The 16,924-nt window shown below is 33.5% G+C and carries 23 protein-coding genes; 1 reads left to right on the top strand and 22 read right to left on the bottom strand.

The window, feature by feature from the left end; translation table 11 throughout:
• Nucleotides 1–236: 236 nt before the first annotated feature.
• The 9 genes from HT671_RS05945 to HT671_RS05970 all read right to left on the bottom strand — a co-directional run bounded on the left by HT671_RS05945 (nt 237) and on the right by HT671_RS05970 (nt 4,390).
• Nucleotides 237–539, bottom strand: coding sequence for a hypothetical protein (locus HT671_RS05945; protein WP_000424403.1), 303 nt, complete (start codon nt 537–539; stop codon nt 237–239).
• 332 nt (nt 540–871) lie between these two features.
• Nucleotides 872–1,177 carry an SPAR17_0115 family bacteriocin-like peptide gene (locus HT671_RS05950; RefSeq protein WP_000424423.1) on the bottom strand — a complete coding sequence of 102 codons (306 nt, stop codon included), beginning with the start codon at nt 1,175–1,177 and terminating at the stop codon, nt 872–874.
• A gap of 183 nt (nt 1,178–1,360) precedes the next feature.
• Complete coding sequence (locus HT671_RS05955) at nt 1,361–2,263, bottom strand: hypothetical protein (protein ID WP_000984724.1); 903 nt, start codon at nt 2,261–2,263, stop codon at nt 1,361–1,363.
• A complete protein-coding gene (locus tag HT671_RS05960; protein ID WP_000525455.1) occupies nt 2,260–2,463 on the bottom strand; it encodes a hypothetical protein in 204 nt (67 codons plus the stop codon). The genes HT671_RS05955 and HT671_RS05960 overlap by 4 nt, the downstream gene beginning before the upstream one ends.
• 7 nt (nt 2,464–2,470) lie before the next feature.
• Nucleotides 2,471–2,620: a hypothetical protein gene (locus HT671_RS05965; RefSeq protein WP_000170231.1), complete on the bottom strand. Its 150-nt coding sequence runs from the start codon at nt 2,618–2,620 to the stop codon at nt 2,471–2,473.
• Nucleotides 2,613–2,822, bottom strand: coding sequence for a hypothetical protein (locus tag HT671_RS11635; RefSeq protein WP_050971569.1), 210 nt, complete (start codon nt 2,820–2,822; stop codon nt 2,613–2,615). The genes HT671_RS05965 and HT671_RS11635 overlap by 8 nt, the downstream gene beginning before the upstream one ends.
• Before the next feature lie 48 nt (nt 2,823–2,870).
• A complete protein-coding gene (locus tag HT671_RS11640; RefSeq protein ID WP_138703223.1) occupies nt 2,871–3,083 on the bottom strand; it encodes a hypothetical protein in 213 nt (70 codons plus the stop codon).
• Between the two features lie 112 nt (nt 3,084–3,195).
• Entirely contained in the window at nt 3,196–3,375 is a 180-nt protein-coding gene (locus HT671_RS12055; protein WP_138703222.1) for a hypothetical protein, read from the bottom strand.
• A 283-nt stretch (nt 3,376–3,658) separates the two neighbouring features.
• Nucleotides 3,659–4,390, bottom strand: coding sequence for a hypothetical protein (locus HT671_RS05970; protein WP_138703221.1), 732 nt, complete (start codon nt 4,388–4,390; stop codon nt 3,659–3,661).
• A 156-nt stretch (nt 4,391–4,546) separates the two neighbouring features.
• Here HT671_RS05970 and HT671_RS05975 point away from each other — a divergent pair, with 156 nt between their 5' ends.
• Nucleotides 4,547–5,410: a helix-turn-helix transcriptional regulator gene (locus HT671_RS05975; protein WP_172923086.1), complete on the top strand. Its 864-nt coding sequence runs from the start codon at nt 4,547–4,549 to the stop codon at nt 5,408–5,410.
• Between the two features lie 285 nt (nt 5,411–5,695).
• Here HT671_RS05975 and argH read toward each other — a convergent pair whose 3' ends face one another.
• The 13 genes from argH to slmA (HT671_RS06040) all read right to left on the bottom strand — a co-directional run bounded on the left by argH (nt 5,696) and on the right by slmA (HT671_RS06040) (nt 16,538).
• Nucleotides 5,696–7,090 carry an argininosuccinate lyase gene (gene argH / locus HT671_RS05980; protein ID WP_138703220.1) on the bottom strand — a complete coding sequence of 465 codons (1,395 nt, stop codon included), beginning with the start codon at nt 7,088–7,090 and terminating at the stop codon, nt 5,696–5,698.
• Nucleotides 7,091–7,118: 28 nt separating this feature from the next.
• Complete coding sequence (locus HT671_RS05985) at nt 7,119–8,315, bottom strand: argininosuccinate synthase (RefSeq protein WP_172923087.1); 1,197 nt, start codon at nt 8,313–8,315, stop codon at nt 7,119–7,121.
• Between the two features lie 16 nt (nt 8,316–8,331).
• On the bottom strand, nt 8,332–9,138 hold the full coding sequence (locus tag HT671_RS05990) for an ABC transporter substrate-binding protein (protein WP_050223629.1): 807 nt from the start codon (nt 9,136–9,138) through the stop codon (nt 8,332–8,334).
• Between the two features lie 171 nt (nt 9,139–9,309).
• A protein-coding gene (locus HT671_RS05995; protein WP_100104433.1) for an IS5 family transposase occupies nt 9,310–10,115 on the bottom strand; the annotation gives its coding sequence in 2 pieces (ribosomal slippage) (nt 9,310–9,738 and nt 9,741–10,115; 804 coding nt in all).
• A gap of 32 nt (nt 10,116–10,147) precedes the next feature.
• Complete coding sequence (locus HT671_RS06000; protein WP_023945190.1) at nt 10,148–10,744, bottom strand: response regulator transcription factor; 597 nt, start codon at nt 10,742–10,744, stop codon at nt 10,148–10,150.
• Complete coding sequence (locus tag HT671_RS06005) at nt 10,725–12,299, bottom strand: ATP-binding protein (RefSeq protein ID WP_023945192.1); 1,575 nt, start codon at nt 12,297–12,299, stop codon at nt 10,725–10,727. Before HT671_RS06005 ends, HT671_RS06000 begins: the two co-directional genes overlap by 20 nt.
• Before the next feature lie 89 nt (nt 12,300–12,388).
• Nucleotides 12,389–14,407, bottom strand: coding sequence for an FtsX-like permease family protein (locus HT671_RS06010; protein ID WP_172923088.1), 2,019 nt, complete (start codon nt 14,405–14,407; stop codon nt 12,389–12,391).
• An 11-nt stretch (nt 14,408–14,418) separates the two neighbouring features.
• The gene (locus tag HT671_RS06015; RefSeq protein ID WP_023945195.1) at nt 14,419–15,153 is read right to left on the bottom strand and encodes an ABC transporter ATP-binding protein; all 735 of its coding nucleotides are present in this window, start codon (nt 15,151–15,153) and stop codon (nt 14,419–14,421) included.
• Between the two features lie 263 nt (nt 15,154–15,416).
• Nucleotides 15,417–15,593 (bottom strand): salivaricin M family lantibiotic, encoded by a 177-nt coding sequence (gene slmA / locus HT671_RS06020; protein WP_057487960.1) that lies wholly within the window; start codon nt 15,591–15,593, stop codon nt 15,417–15,419.
• Nucleotides 15,594–15,686: 93 nt separating this feature from the next.
• Nucleotides 15,687–15,869 (bottom strand): salivaricin M family lantibiotic, encoded by a 183-nt coding sequence (gene slmA, locus HT671_RS06025; protein ID WP_078156164.1) that lies wholly within the window; start codon nt 15,867–15,869, stop codon nt 15,687–15,689.
• Between the two features lie 80 nt (nt 15,870–15,949).
• Nucleotides 15,950–16,117: a salivaricin M family lantibiotic gene (slmA, locus tag HT671_RS06030; RefSeq protein WP_240148716.1), complete on the bottom strand. Its 168-nt coding sequence runs from the start codon at nt 16,115–16,117 to the stop codon at nt 15,950–15,952.
• Nucleotides 16,118–16,147: 30 nt separating this feature from the next.
• Entirely contained in the window at nt 16,148–16,318 is a 171-nt protein-coding gene (slmA, locus tag HT671_RS06035; RefSeq protein ID WP_240148715.1) for a salivaricin M family lantibiotic, read from the bottom strand.
• Between the two features lie 31 nt (nt 16,319–16,349).
• Entirely contained in the window at nt 16,350–16,538 is a 189-nt protein-coding gene (gene slmA, locus HT671_RS06040; protein ID WP_057487957.1) for a salivaricin M family lantibiotic, read from the bottom strand.
• Nucleotides 16,539–16,924 lie beyond the last annotated feature (386 nt).

Below are 16,924 nucleotides of genomic sequence, written 5' to 3' on the forward strand. Positions count from 1 at the left end.
CTACACCCTCAAAGCAGTGCTTTGAGCAACCTGCGGCTAGCTTCCTAGTTTGCTTTTTGATTTTCATTGAGTATTAGCAACAATATAGATAAGAAAGGCAAACATGATTACCAGATAGCTCACTATAAGGAAAACATGCTTAAAAATACTAGTATCAAATAAACTCACGATAGCTAATAATAGATTCATAATAAATACTATAGTCGCAAATAGTTGTACTTTTTTATCTTTCATAACTAGTCCCAGCCTAAATTACTTTCCAATATCCTACCGAAATTATAGCCGGTAATATAGCCTGACATATAACCTGTTGCTGCACCACAAGTAGCTAAAATGAATGCATAGCTAACTGTACCAATAACTGGTAAGGTTATTGTCCCTAGTGCTGCACCAGCTGCCGCTCCAGTTATAGCTCCTGCTATTCCGCTTGCGACACCACCTACACCTCCACAAAGCAAGGCAAGCCACCCTTCACCATCAAGATACATCATCTCTTCTTGCTCAATAGCAACATAGTTGTTTGGTAATACGAGTTCCATCAAAATTCTCTTTTTTATTAATCATGGTTAGGATAGTTTCCTAACAAGTGATCGCAGGCTTTGTTTAGTTACCTAAATTAGACTTCCTTCCTTTATCTTATTTTAAATATTTAAAACCAGTTACTGCTTGAAGCTTAACAGTTTACTTAATTCAAATAACAGCTAATCACTGATTCCCTAATTTTATCAAATATACTAATAACAACAATTGTGATACGATCATCATTATAAGAACAACATTTAACGAATCAAAGTTTTTCCGAGATAATAATAAAGCAACAGCAAGCAGTATTATTACTAAAGATTGAATAACTACTATTACTCTTAACATTTTATCCTCTACCAGTAACCAAAGCATAGTATCTATTTTCAAAACCGAGCATAACTATTGCACCTATTGCTCCAAATGCAACCAGCATTGCTCCCCTAATACCCCACTTATTTTTTTGATAATCAGAGTTTTTATATCCTGAATAGTAGACTCTTTCTCCTAACACATATCCTGTGCTATACGATGCGCCACCAATTGTGATAGCCAAGGCAACAATGGCCGAAATTGACATTGGTTCTCCGCCATCAAGATACATCATCTCTTCTTGTTCAAGATCAACATAATTATTTGGCAATACGAGTTCCATTTGTTTTCTCCTTTTTTATTAAGCATGGTTAGGATAGTTTCCTAACAAGTGAGCATCGACTTTGTTTATAGCACTTAGTTACCTAGATAAGATACTTTTTTGCCTAATCATATTCTATAGATGAACAGATTTGCAAACCTAATTAGTTGAAATTATTTCATTTGTTGTACGAACAGTATGAATCTAGATTATCTTCTTATTACTAATCAATATCCTTCGTGATTTTATCTTATCATACTCTCTATTCATACAGAAATTAAAATTATTTCTTAACCAACTTGTATAATAGAAAAAATCTAGTTGATTGATTCTGATGAGCCGTATTCTAATTTTATCAATCTTTTCTTGCCAGTTATTATTGTTACTAATAGAAATCTCATACAGCAGTAACTCGGCAAGACCTGTACACAGAAGGGTGTTCTGAGAATCTTCGATTTTTTTCAAAATATCCTCAAAGATCTCGCTATCCGTTAAAAAGGTAGATTGGTTAATCGCATCATACAGCAGAATACACATTAAGTCAGAATAATTTAGCTCTGATTTTTGTATTTTATCCTTTAAAGTATTGCTCAAATCCCTGTCAAACGAATCTTCTTTTTGCCATTTATTTTGATTGAAAAGAAATTCCGTCTTATTAAAAACGATATGGTTGATATCCATTATATTCCAAAAAAATATTGTAGTAAGCACGATGAGGGCAGAAGGAATTTTTAAAATAAATACTAGAATAATAGCTATTTCAAGAATAAAACTCCATATAATCCTCGATTTTAAATCATCAGCAGACAAACTTTTACGGTGGAATGAAAAATAGGGTGAGAATCGCACATTTACTTTCTTCTTTCCTGTAAAAATAAAAGGAAAAATTGTAATAAGACCTTCTTTCTTGTATACATCTTTCAATGCATATACTAGGTCTAAAACTATTTTTGAGAAAATCAAGCTACAGAAAGTAAGACCCATACTGATAACAAAATCAAGGGGAATTTCTAAATTCAATGGCAAGTTATTCACTAAGACATGCAACTCTAACCACAAGCCTAAAAAAGGAAGCATTAGTAAGAAAACAATTAGTTTACGCATCATAATTTTACAGCACCCTTATCTTTTTTTAATTTTGCATAAACTATCATTGCTATGGTTAAAATCAAAAATATTAAATTAATCATAATGATTAATTTCTTTAGTTCCTCATCAACATGATCATATGCTAAAAAAGTTACAGAGGAAATTAGTAGAAATGCCAAAAATACAATAACAAAAATTTTTTCAATTTTCATACCCATTTTACAATCACCTTAAGTCGTTTAAGTTTAGATCTCTGCGATGAATATCATTATTTGCCCAAATTGTTGTGATTGCATCACCAATTGACATCCAAGTTGCAAATCTGTTAATAGCAGAAGTTGCAAAACCTGCTTTATTGATAACAACTTTAGTCATCATCGTCTCTATAAAAATATTTTCTATACACTCTTGATAATACCAAAATTAATGTCAATATCATACCAAGAGCTATAATAATAGAATTTATTAGATTTATTTTAGTATATCCAATCACTAGTCCAATTATTGGACTAGTGATTGGATATACTAAAAATGACAAAAAATGAATTTCACCAATTCCAGCAAAAAAATGTTTCATTTTAAATATCCCAATTTTACCTTTCGTCTTAACAATCCACTAACAACTCTATTTACTTCTCTTTTTTTTGAAAAATCTTGATAGCAAATTTGCTCCACTTAATGCCACTAAGATTTCAATGGGCAAAAAATAGTAATCCCATATCAAATGGGAAATCAGCAATGTTAGAAATAGTATACAGTCAATATAACTATTCTGAAAATACTCTGTAATTACATAATACAGAAATGCCACAACCACTGAAATTAAAACAACCATCATAATACTATCATCCTGTTCTTAATTTATTGTCACTTTTTCCATCCCATTCATCAATAGCATTAAAAAATCCAATCAAGAAATGATTACCCACTCACTAATACTATTCTAAAATTTAATTTTTTGGGGGATTTAGTAACGCAATTCCAATTAGCAATACACCTAATATAAATAAAAGTATTTCCCAAAATTTATTCTCAGTTTTAATAAAAGGTATAAGATACATACTAACCAATATGGAACTTACTCCTAAAATAGCAAAGACCACTCTGACTCTATCACTTAGTTTAAACATATTTAATTCCCCATAAAATAAGCAGTGGCTACGTTTACTGTAACATTCCCCCGTCTTTATGTAGAGATAATCCCCTATCAATACACCTCATCTCTTCTTACTCAATAGCAGAATAATTATTTGGTGATACGAGTTTCATAAGATTTCTCCTCTTTAACGTTGCATGGTTAGGATAGTTTCCTAACAGGTAATAGTCAACTTTGTTTATAGTACTTAGTTACCTAGATAAGATATCCTTTCACTATTTGATTTTAAAGAGAAGTAAGATTTAACCATATCTATCTCACTTCTTATTTTTAAATAACTCATACTCTTTTTCTCTGATAAAGGGAAGTGAGAAATTAGAAAAAATTAGTAGAATTGAAAATAGGTATCCATCTTTTTGCATTGCTAAAACATAGCCTAAAAATAAATAGACAATCAAATCTAGTACAAAAAGAGAAAATATCCTCCTTTTCATTACATTACTTGTCTTAAAGATTCTATTTAATAGAATCTTTATTGTAGTATCTACACAAATTTTTATCAAAAAAATAAGAGTTAGTACACGATTAGCAACTGTACCATGAAGAATAAATGGAAATATAGTTAATATAAAACTAGAAATCTCTAAATATTTTATCCAAGGAGATTGAGACATCTTACTTTTAAACTGACTGATTTTCCTATACTCGCTAGCTAATCTAGTATCAAAATCTTTACCAATTATATTAAAGATTAAGAACTCCAGGATAAAAATACTGATTAATACGATATAAGTAGAAACCTTTCCTGGGAAATATTTATTGATTAAAATCGGGAAACTCATTAACAGAATCGAATTTATGGCTAGACAGATAGATACTATTTTATTTTTCACTGAATATATAGGGAGCGATACTATCGAATAGAGAAACGCTAAAAAAAGAAGCAAGAAATACTCTGTGCTGCTAATTAGCGGCGCCCTTAATGATAAAAATATATACAGCCAACACACGATGAGGTGTATTTTTCGAATCTTATCTACACTACTCATTCTTCCTCCTCTTATCTTTAGTTCCATTTTTAAACTATGTCAACCTTTTTCACAAATTTATTTCGACTTTCTTTTTTACTTTTTACACTGCTATGATACAATATTTTTAACAAGATTTTATTATTTGTTAACTTTTTTCACAGAAAGGAGAAAATCATGCGTTATGATTTCGGAAAGGTCTATAAAGAAATACGTGAGTCAAAGGGGCTGACCCAAGAAGAGGTCTGTGGGGGTGTTCTCTCAAGAACCAGCTTATCAAAAATCGAAAGTGGCAAGACAACCCCAAAATATGAAAATATGGAATTTCTTCTCCGTCAAATCAATATGAGTTTTGAAGAGTTTGAATATATCTGTCAACTTTATCAACCAAGTCAACGCACAGAGATTATGCAAACCTATCTCAATATGCGTTCCATTACCGGGACCAGCGATCTTGTCAATTTATTTCAAAAATGCCAAGACTACCTCAAGACCCACCACGATCTCCCTATAGAAGAAATCAGAGATATGCTTGAAGTTGTCATTTATATCCGTCAACACGGGGCAGGTGAACTATCAGATCACGCAGAACAGGTTGTCAAAAAACTTTGGAGAAAAATTGAAAAACAAGATACATGGTATGAGAGTGATCTAAAAATCCTCAATACCATTCTTTTCAGTTTTCCCATTGAATACCTCCATCTCATCACTGGAAAAATATTGCAACGCCTAGAAGTCTATAAAAACTATCAACATTTATATGACTTGCGAATGACAATTCTATTAAACCTTTCCACACTCTATCTATACACTCAAGATAAAAACATGTGTAAGCAAATCTGCTACACTTTACTAGAGGACGCCAAGAATAAGAAAAGCTACGATAGGCTGGCTATCTGCTATGTCCGTATTGGGATTTGTACAGATAATGCTAAACTTATCCAAAAAGGGTTCTCCCTTCTGGAGCTAACCGAGGAAACTTCTATACTGTCTCATCTCGAAAAAGAAGTAGAGATCTATTACCAAGCGAAGGAAAGATAAAAAAGCCGAGGGATTTCCTCGACTCTTTACATATTATTTGTTCGTTAGTTCTTAATACCAGCCATTGTTAAGCCAGAAGTTTTTAGCTCTGCCAAGCCACATAGTTTGCTTACTACTACGTGTCCATGTCACCATGAATCGCCGAACGATTTAACGAGAAAGTATGACTTTTACGTTTATCCCAACTCAATTATGACATTTTTTTCAAAAGTCAATATATCTCACTTTTTTAACGACAAGAAAGAGGCTGTCAATCGACCAACCTCTTATTCTGAACCTATCAATCTAGCACTTTTTAGCTTCATTCGCTTTCTTAGCGACTGCAATTTGGTATTTCACTTGGTCAAACCCTGTACCTCCCAAGGAATTTCGTCTTTGAACAGCAGTTTTAGGTTGCAAGTAGACATAAATATCCTCGGCAATGAGGGAATGATAGGTTTGTAATTCCTCCAAAGTCCAATCTTGAATATTTTTAGCAGACTTGATAGAGTCTAACACTAATCTTCCCACAACCTCATGAGCTTCTCTAAATGGCAAGCCTTTTCCTGCCAAATAATCTGCCAACTCAGTTGCATTTGAAAAGTCCTTCTCTGTCGACTCTTGCATTTTTTCCTTGTTTACCTGCAAGCTAGATAACATACCTGCCAACACATCCAAAGAATTTAAAATCGTTTCGACCGTGTCAAACATTCCTTCCTTATCCTCTTGCAGATCCTTATTATAAGCTAAGGGCAAGGACTTCATGACTGTCAATAGTCCAAACAAATGTCCATAAACTCTACCAGTCTTTCCTCGAATCAACTCAGCCATATCTGGATTTTTCTTTTGGGGCATAATAGAGGAACCTGTTGTAAACGTATCTGACAAGGTAATGAATTGGTACTCAAAACTACACCAATTGATCATTTCTTCACAAAAACGGCTCATGTGCATCATGAGTATGCTGGCATTGGATAGAAATTCTAAGATAAAATCGCGATCACTAACAGCATCCAAAGAATTTGTATAAGGTTGCTTAAACTCTAACAAATCGCTAGACAATTGGCAATCAATGGGGAAAGTCGTCCCTGCCAAAGCTGCCGCACCTAGAGGGCATAAGTCTGTATGCTTCTGGTTAAATTCAAAACGTTCACTGTCTCTCTGAAACATATTGTAGTAAGCCATCAGGTGATGGGCAAAACTAATAGGCTGGGCATGTTGCAGATGGGTATAACCCGGCATGATCGTCTCCACATGATTTTCCGCCAAATCCAATAAAACACCCTTGAGATGAGCCAGTTTATCTAGGACATGGCCTAGTTGCTCCTTGAGATACAAGTGCATATCTGTCGCAACTTGGTCATTTCGAGAACGAGCCGTATGTAACTTCCCTGCAAGGGGACCAATTTTTTCTGTCAGCAACACTTCCATATTCATGTGAATATCTTCGTTTGCGATATCAAAGTCAAGTTGACCTGCCTCTAGCTCTTCTAAAAGCTCTTTCAACCCTTCTTGAATCTTTTCTGACTCATTCAAACTCAAAATGCCCGTCTGACCCAACATCTGAACGTGGGCTAAAGAACCAATCACATCAAATTTAGCTAATTTCTGGTCAAAAGATATACTCGCACCAAAGCGCTCTACCCAGTCTTCGACAGTACCTTCAAAGCGACCACCCCATAATTTTGTATTCTTAGCCATATCACATCCACCTCTCTATCCAATCGCCCTATTTGGCGCTTTTTTGAACCTCAGAATGAACCTTGGTTGGAAGTCCCCACAACTTAATAAAGCCAACAGCCGCATCTTGGTCAAAGGTATCCGCACTGGTATACGTCGCCAAATTTTCATCGTAAAGTGAATTTGGTGATTTCCGAGCCACGACCTGAGCGCTTCCCTTATAGAGTTTGACTTTTGCAGTCCCATTGACAACTTTTTGAGTCTCTTTAATATAAGCAATCAAGGCTTGTGTAGCCGGACTAAACCACAAAGCATTATAAATGAGATTTGATAATTCATTTTCTATGATTGGTTTAAAATGAGCCACTTCTCTCACAAGCGTCAAATCCTCAATTTCCTTATGAGCTGTCAGCAGGGTCACTGCACCTGGACACTCATAGATTTCTCTTGATTTAATCCCAACCAAGCGATTTTCCACGTGGTCAATCCGTCCAACCCCATGTTTTCCAGCTATTTCATTGAGTTTTTGAATCAAATCTGCCAATTTTAGCACTTCTCCATTGAGAGAAACTGGAACACCTTCACTAAACTCAATTTCAATGTATTCTGGCGTATCTGGAGCTTGCTCTGGAGAAGTTGTGATGCCAAAGGCTTCTTCTGGAGCCTGATTCCATGGATTTTCCAAAACACCACACTCATTAGCACGTCCCCAAAGATTTTGGTCAACAGAGTAGGGATTGTCAAGGTCAGCAGGAACAGGTACCCCATTTTCCTTGGCATAATGAATTTCTTCCTCCCGAGACCATTTCCATTCACGAACTGGCGCAATCACTTTTAAATTGGGATCCAAGGCTGCAATCGATACTTCAAAACGTACTTGGTCATTCCCCTTACCTGTACAACCATGAGCAATTGTAGTCGCTCCTGTCTGATGCGCGATTTCAACCAATTTTTTAGAAATCAGAGGGCGGCTCAAGGCAGATACCAAGGGGTACTTTTGTTCATAGTAGGCATGTGATTGGAGAGCCACTAGCACATAATCTGTAGCAAATTCGTCCTTAACATCAATGACATAAGATTCGACTGCCCCAACCTTGAGAGCCTTATCATGGATGAAATCTAAGTCTTTCCCTTCACCCACATCCATACAAACTGCAACAATATCATAGTCTTTCTTCAGCCAGGTAATAGCAACTGATGTGTCTAAACCGCCAGAATAGGCCAAAATTACTTTTTCTTTACTCATATTCTTTTCCTTCTTTCTATTTTTCAATGGACGCTTTAAAGGCATCCTCAATGAGTTTGTCTAATTCTCCAGACTCCTTCAACTTTTGAATGGTTTTATCGACTGCCTCTTTTAATTCCTTGCTATCTTTTTTCATGGCGACCGCGTAGGAATCATCTTGCTCTTTTTCAAAATTGAGGTCTGCGATTGCTAAATCAGGATTATTTTCCACAAATCCCTTGGCAACTGGTTCTTCAAAGATGACGGCATCCACTTGCCCTGATTTTAAATCTGTGATTAAATTCCCATTTTTAGGCAGAGATACGAGGGATGAATTTTGTAGCAAATCTTTCGCCATCGTCTCTTGAATCGAACCTTTCTGTGCTCCGACCTTTTTCTGCGCCAAGTCGTTTACAGACTGATAAGTGGCCAAGTCAGATTTTTTGACAATGAGTTTATTTTTTGCAGTATAGTAGGGAATTGAAAAATCGAACACCTTGCTCCGCTCATCTGTCTTAGAAACACCAGATATGGCAAGGTCAGCTTTACCTGATTGAACACTAGCCAGTACATTGTCAAAACTCATGGGAGATAGTTCCAATTCGACACCTAGTTCTGTTGCGATAGCCTTGGCTAATTCGATATCTGAACCCACAATCTGATTTTTCCCATCAACCACTTTTTGGTATTCAAATGGAGCAAAATCTGGATTGAGGGCTACAACCAATTTTCCTTTGGACTTGATAGCTTCAATTCCAGCCGATTGATTGTTACTACAAGCAAATAGTAGGGGGAGCATCACTAAACCAAACATCGTCATCAACACCTTCTTCATCTTATTCATAACAAAGCCTCCTTTATGTTTATTCTTTTTAGTTGTATAAATAATACTACTATCCTCATCGTTTGTCAAGCCTAAATTGAAAATTTTTTCAGTTTAAAACAAAAAAACCTAGAAATACTACATAAAAATGTCATTTCTAGGCGTATTTATGCTATTAGACTTCCTGTGAAACTAGAATCCTAGTTCACGGTTGATAATTTCAGCAATTAAATTTATTCGTAATCCAAAGCGTTTACGTCGATTTCGATAGGTTGTTGAAAACATTTTAAACGTTTCTACTTTGGCAAAAACATTCTCAACCTTGATTCTCTCTTTAGATAGCACATGATTATAGGATTTATCTTCAAGAGTTAGTGGCTTAAGTTTGCTTGATTTCCTCGGAGTTTGCGCTTGTGAATACATCTTCATGAGCTCTTGACAACCACTGTCAGCCAAGATTTTACCAGCTTGTCCGATATTTCTGCGGCTCATTTTGAACAACTTCATATCGTGGCAATAGTCCACTGCAATATCCAAAGAAACAATTCTCCCTTGGCTTGTGACAATCGCCTGAGCCTTCATAGCATGACATTTCTTTTTACCAGAATAATTGGTTAGTTGATTTTTTTAGGACGATTGATTTTTACCTCTGTTGCATCCACAATCACCGTATCCTCAGCACTAAGATGAGTTTTTAAAATCGTAAAACCACTTTGAAGAAGAGTCACTTCAACCCATTGACTCCGACGGATTAAGTTGCTTTCGTGAATGCCAAAATCAGCCGCAATTTGTTCATAAGTTCGGTATTCTCGCATGTATTGAAGAGTAGCCATGAGGAGGTCTTCTAGGCTTAACTTAGGGGTTCGTCCACCTTTTGCGTGTTTAAGTTGATAAGCTGTTTTTAACACAGCTAACATCTCTTCAAAAGTAGTGCGTTGAACACCAACAAGGCGCTTAAATCGTGCATAACTTAATGGTTTACTTGATTCATAATTCATAGTTTTATGCCAATTTGGCATAAAAGATAATCTTACTCTGGAGAGAAATATCCTAAAAGTTCTGCTTTATGGATTGCCTCCTGCCTATTATTAACACCTAGCTTTGAAAATACATTTGCCAAATGATTCGAAACAGTCCGCTTACTTAAAAATAAGGTTTCACAAACCTCATCAATTGTTAAACCATTTCTAATCGATTCTAACACTTCTATCTCTCGTTCAGACAAGATATCCACGATTTCTTCTACCGAAAAATACTTTTTTCCACTATATATACCTTTTAATTGAGTAAGAAGCTTATCTGGATCGATACTTTTATCAATAAAAGCATAGGCTCCCATCTTCTGAGCTCGATACTCATAAATTTTTTTGCTATACCCTGTTAAAATAACGATTTTAATACCTCGTTCTTTTTTTATCATTTCTTCTGCCAAGGCTAATCCATCTGTTTCATAAATACTAGTCAAATTAATATCTATCAAAATGATATCGTATGGACTATAATCAATATCATCTACTGATTGAAAATTTTCAACTAAATCAACATATTCAATTGTTTCTGATAACTCTAAAATCATTTTTATGCTCTGACTAAACAACTTGTGATCATCAATTAATAAAATTTTCATAGCATAGCTCCTTATCTATTGGTAATTGAATTTCTACTTGAAACATAGCATCCATTGTCTGAATTTCTATTGTTCCACCTAAAACACTAACACGATTTTCTAAATTCTTTAACCCATAACCAAGATGGTTACTAGAAATATCATAATTATTTTTACAAGATAAATAAATAATATCGTCAGATACAGAGAGAGATAACCAAATAGTATGTCCTGATGAATATTTAACAGCATTAGTCACTAATTCTTCAATAAAGCGATAAAGAATCTTATCATACGGTTCCATTAGAAAAAAATCAGACTGAAAATCTGTTTCAACTTCTTTCATAGTCTCATATCTCCTCAATATTCTATCAATTAATGATGTATATTTTTTAGTTAACTCCTCATTGCCACTACTCATTGGTTGATAATAATCCATTCTCTCTCGGATACGTTGAACTAGTTCATCTGAGACATATCCAATCTGAGTTCTAAACTTCTCATCTTCTCCATATTTATTAAAATTTTTAATAGCCATCACACTTTGTAATACTTCGTTATGAAGAAATTCTGCGAATTGTTGCTCTATATCTTCATTAGCTAACAAATTCTTCACCATCTTATTTCTTTTCAAAAATAAAACTTCTAAATAATCTTTTGCACCCGTTAGCCGCTTACCTCTAAATAATCTAATAAATTCTTCCGTTAGAAATCCAACAATCAGCACAAGTAAATTAAAACAAATAAAACTTTGTTTTAAATCTAGTCTTGCAATAATAAATGTAGCAATTAAAAGGATACTTACCCCCAGTAGTACTTTTAAACTTGCCTCAATATATAATAGTTTCAACTCATCTATCTTTTTTTGAAAACTCATATAAATTGTTTTCAAGTGGAACGAAACAAGTACCAAAAAAATTTCTACATACCATAAAAAATTTAAAATACCAATATCAGCCGTGTTAATATATAAAATGACATAAGTAACGGGTAGAAAAAATGAAAGGAAGGTTAAATTTTTCCTCTGGTAATTTAAAAAAGATTTCAACTCTTTTTTATACATCATTAACAGAACAATAGGTAAGCAAGAAATGAAAAATGATGTAAATATAGATAAGAATAAAAAGAGAGGCTCACTAAAAAAATAAGATATCTCTGTAATAATCGTAACAATAAAAGTTACAAAAAATAGTTCCTCACCTATTTTTTTACCTAACAGAATAATAGATACTGAACTATAAACTAATAGAAAAGAATTAATGGGATGAAGCAGATCTAAAAAATGGAATAATGTGTGTTCAACATTCAAACTCAGAGCCAATTGCCAACTAATTAAAAATAGAGATAGTAATAGCCACAACTTTAATTCACTATATTTAAACTTTAAGAAATTACAAATATAAGTAGAAATAATCAACAAAATAATAAAAACAACTGCAAATTTTTGAGTAAAAGTTGATGAAAAGTCAAATGGAATTTTAAGGTATATATAAACCATTAATATAAAATGATTTATTAAAGTGCTCCACCATAACAATAATGAGTTATCAGAAATATTCTTTAACCACGTCTTCATATTTAAAATTTCCTACTATGATTTTTTGTTATCATTATATCACAAAACCAGAATAAGGATAGCTAATATCCCATTCTGGTTTTCACTCATTAGATCTGATTACTGGCCCTCACACAAATTTTATAGGTAAAATAGATATAAATTGTAAATAAACCAATCATAAACAATAAATATTTTACATCAATTACAACTGTTGTATTTGCAAAATTTTCAAAGTAGCCTAATAAGCTATTACTAAGTGAACAACTCAATGGAATAGCTATTAGCAACGGTATTAGAAAATAGGCGAGAATCTGTTGAAAAATAATTTTTTTATTTTGCATTCTTTGATTTCCTAATAAATAAAGTATATTGTAATCATTAACACTTTCTAATGCATTTGTGGAAGCCTGCAACGACAGAATACTCAATGTGATAACTGTAAAAATAACTCCAACAAAAATTAGAACTAATACAATGACTCCCATAACTCCTAGATATAGTTCTGCTGATCGAACTTTTGTTTGATATACAAAATCAGCTTGATTTCCTTCTTGATCCGTAAAATAATAATTTTCAATCCAGTTCTCTAAAAATGATTCAACATTTCGTTTATCAATCCCTTTTTTATATAAGGCTACATAATGTAAACTGTTAATAGTCAATTTTTTCGCTACTTTATCAGGGACTATCAATGTCCCTCGATCATTATTTTCTACTGTAGTAACAAAATAAACATTTTCCAAAGGACTTTTAGAACTTGACCTTAACTTTACATCGGAAACAGTCAATTCGTTAGTTTTAGAGAGAAATTCCCTAATCTGCTTCCTAGTGCCTTTATAGTTTGCATTTATTAAAAATTCATTGTCTGACAAACTGACTTCTTTTTTCCCTTGAAGTCTTAATAAAGAATTATAATCAGTAAGCGAAACAATATTAACGAACGAGCCTCCTAATTCTTTATCTAAATCCCATAAATTGCTTGTATCAATAATATCTTTATAAGTCAATTCACTTATATAAGTTGGATACTCAAACTCTTTATCAATAATCGAAAAGTCAAAACCATCTTCTTTTAACTTATTCTTTACATCTATATTGTTATGATGGTATTTTTCTCCCTTAAACATCTGCACATCAATATCATAAGGAATAAATTTATTTAAATCATTACTCAATGAACTGTAGGCACTACCACTAAAAATCAATAAGCTAGTTGCTAATGCCAAGGAAAGCGATAATACCGATATGGTCACCGAATTACGATCTGCTTGCTTAGATAGTTGTCTGAGTTTAAATGAATTATATTTCTTGAAATACCAATTTGGCAATGAATAAGTTAAGCGGATCAAAGAATGACTTAATGTACTGTAAAAAATAAATATAACTAGTACAAACAGTGTTATAAGTAACATTCCCCAATTTCTAAGAATTGAAATATGTGTATAGTCTGATAAATAGACACATCCAAAGCAAATAACTAGTGCCGACAAGATAAATAGTAGCAATTGCCATTTTGTTTCTCCTTTCGAAAAAATAGAACTTTTAACACCATTTTCTTGAATAAGAGAAATAATAGCTTGCTTTCTAAAGGTAACTATGTCCATCACACCAATGACTACACTTGTTGCTAAATATGATATTCCTAATAAATTAACTGATTTCATGTCTAGAAAAAACATATTACCAAAATAATTCCCCATAAAAAAATTAGATGCAATATGTGCTAGAACAATCAATACTCCTAACCCTAAGATAAATCCTGCAAGCAAAGCAAACAGATTAACAACCATTGTCTCACAGAAAAGCGTTCCTACAATATGACGTTTTTTCATCCCCAATGTTGCGTATAGACCTAGCTCTTGTTTTCTTCGACCTAATACGAAACCAGTGGAGTAAACAACTAAAAAAGCAATTGTACTCAATACAACATAAGATAATAGTCCCATATATTGTGTCATAATGGTTGTCATCATCTCCTTAGCACCTGATAAACTTTGCATAACAGGATGACTTGGCAAAGCATTAAATGCATAGAGTAGACTATAAATTAACGTTAAACTAAGAAAATAAACTGTGTAGGTCTGTAAATTTCTTTGAACATTTCTGAGAATTAATTTTGGATACATCCTACTTCTCCTTATCGTGTATGTTTATAAATTTTTTGTAAGTATTCTTCATTTGATAAAGAATGGCGGTACATATCTGCTGTAACTTGTCCATCCTTTAATAGAATAATTCGTGATGAATACTTAGCTGCTGCCGGATCATGTGTCACCATTAAAATGGTAATGCCAAAAACTTGATTAATCTCTTGCAGAAGAGCCATTAAATTTTCTGAGTTAGCCGAATCTAAAGCACCTGTTGGTTCATCTGCAATAAGCAGTTTAGATTCATCAATTAGAGCACGTGCGGTGGCAACACGCTGTCTTTGTCCTCCTGATAATTGATTGGGAAATTTATTTCGTAATTGACCAATTGATAATTTTTCTAGGATATTTTCTATTTTTAAATGACAATCAGCAACTTTTTTCCCTTGAATTTGTAATGGTAAGACAATATTCTCATAAACTGTTAAAGTTTCAACTAAATTATAAGATTGAAAGATATAGGAAATATTTTGTGAGCGATAGTTTGCCAATTGATTATCTGTTGCATTGATGATATCAAATCCCTCAAAGGAAATATCACCTGACGTCGGCTTATCGATTGTTGAAATACAGTTTAACAAAGTTGTTTTTCCACTGCCGCTTGCTCCCATAATAGCAAGAAATTCTCCTGTCTTTACAGAGAGATTAACATCCGATAAAGCATGAACTAGGCTATCTCCCTCCCCAAACTCTTTATTTAAATTTTTTACAACTAATTGTGACATAAATATTCCTCCATTTCTATTTTACAAGACTATTATAATCAATCTGAGCTTTAATATCATGAGTAATTCGTGCATAATCTCTCTAAAGACAAGTAAAAAAGCCATAAACTAGTATGGCTTTTTAAATATACATCATTTTCGTTCTTTTCGTTTTTTCATAACGTAGACGATACCAATAATAGATGCTCCTAGAATCAATACGGGAGCATAAAACTCAAGTGTTCCAATAATTCCTTCCATCTTACTCTCCAATCTTGTTCATTCTATCTACAGCGGACATTTGGTGACGTACATTCATAAGAAAGCGTGAAAGCCCACCCACAGCGACCTTGACTAGTCATTCGAATTGCTGTTCTGAGTCCAGCTGCAGAATTACCTGCTAATTCTTGATTGTCAATTTCATGACGCAAGCTATCAACTTCTACATAATTTTCTTCCATTTTGTTTCTCCTATAATTTATCATTTAACTCTATATCTGTCAACTATAATAAGGAAAATTTTCACATCTCAAGAAACATATATACTTCCTAAATTAACAATTAACATTATTACTTGTACATTCATAAGAACATGTGAAACATCGACCGCAGCGACCAGCTAGAGTCATTTTAAATGCTGAATACCAGCCTCCTGCACCAGAAGTTCCTTCCAATTCTTGAGCGCTAATTTCAAAGTCTAAAGTGTCAATTTCTGAATTATATTGCTTGTTTTCCATATTGTCCCTCGCAAAACTTTCCTTGTTTATAATAAATTTAACAAATACTATTTATCAGAATAAAATTTTCTAATCCTTAGTTAACCGCATTTTACATGATTACTAGTACATTCAAATGAACCAGTAAACCATCGACCACAACGACCTGCTAGACTTAATTGAACTGCCGTGAACCAGCCTGAACCTGATTTGCCTGAAAGCTCCTGCTCGTTTACCTCAAAATCCAAATTATCAATCTCTGATGACATTTTCTTTTCTTCCATCATTTTCTCCTATTTTTATTTACCACAACTTACGTTGTTACTAGTACATTCAAATGAACCAGTAAACCATCGACCACAACGACCTGCTAGACTTAATTGAACTGCCGTAAACCAACCTGAACCTGATTTACCTGAAAGCTCTTGCTCGTTTACTTCAAAATCCAAATTATCAATCTCTGATGACATTTTCTTTTCTTCCATCATTTTTCCCCCATTTTTATTTACCACAACTTACGTTGTTACTAGTGCATTCAAATGATCCTGTAAACCATCGACCGCAACGACCTGCTAGACTTAATTGAACTGCCGTAAACCAACCTGAACCTGATTTGCCTGAAAGCTCTTGCTCGTTTACTTCAAAATCAAGACTATCAATTTCTTCACATTTATGAATATGTTTAGTCATAAACAACTCTCCTTTCTTTTTTTAAGATAATCATCTTTACACTACTAAGTATACATCGCTAAATAGCTTTAGTAATGAGTAAATCGTGCAATAATATTGAACGATTTAAAAATTAAAAATGGTAATACAGATTGATTAGCTAGATATTCTAATATAGCAATAGACTCCGTGTGAAATATCTTTTTCTATCTATGTCAAGCTAGCTTGAACAATTAAATTGGAACAATCAATTTAGCTCTATGACAATGTATCTATCATAATTCTCACACCTTCAGCATACTGCTAGTAGAAAATAAAGTTGGAGGCTATATTGATGTCACAACGGAGTATTTCTTTGGAAATTCCATAATCTTGTCGTTTTTTTCAGAAAAATAGAAATAATCTGT

It is taken from the genome of Streptococcus sp. 2741 (assembly GCF_013276315.1).
Lineage (GTDB): Bacteria > Bacillota > Bacilli > Lactobacillales > Streptococcaceae > Streptococcus > Streptococcus pseudopneumoniae.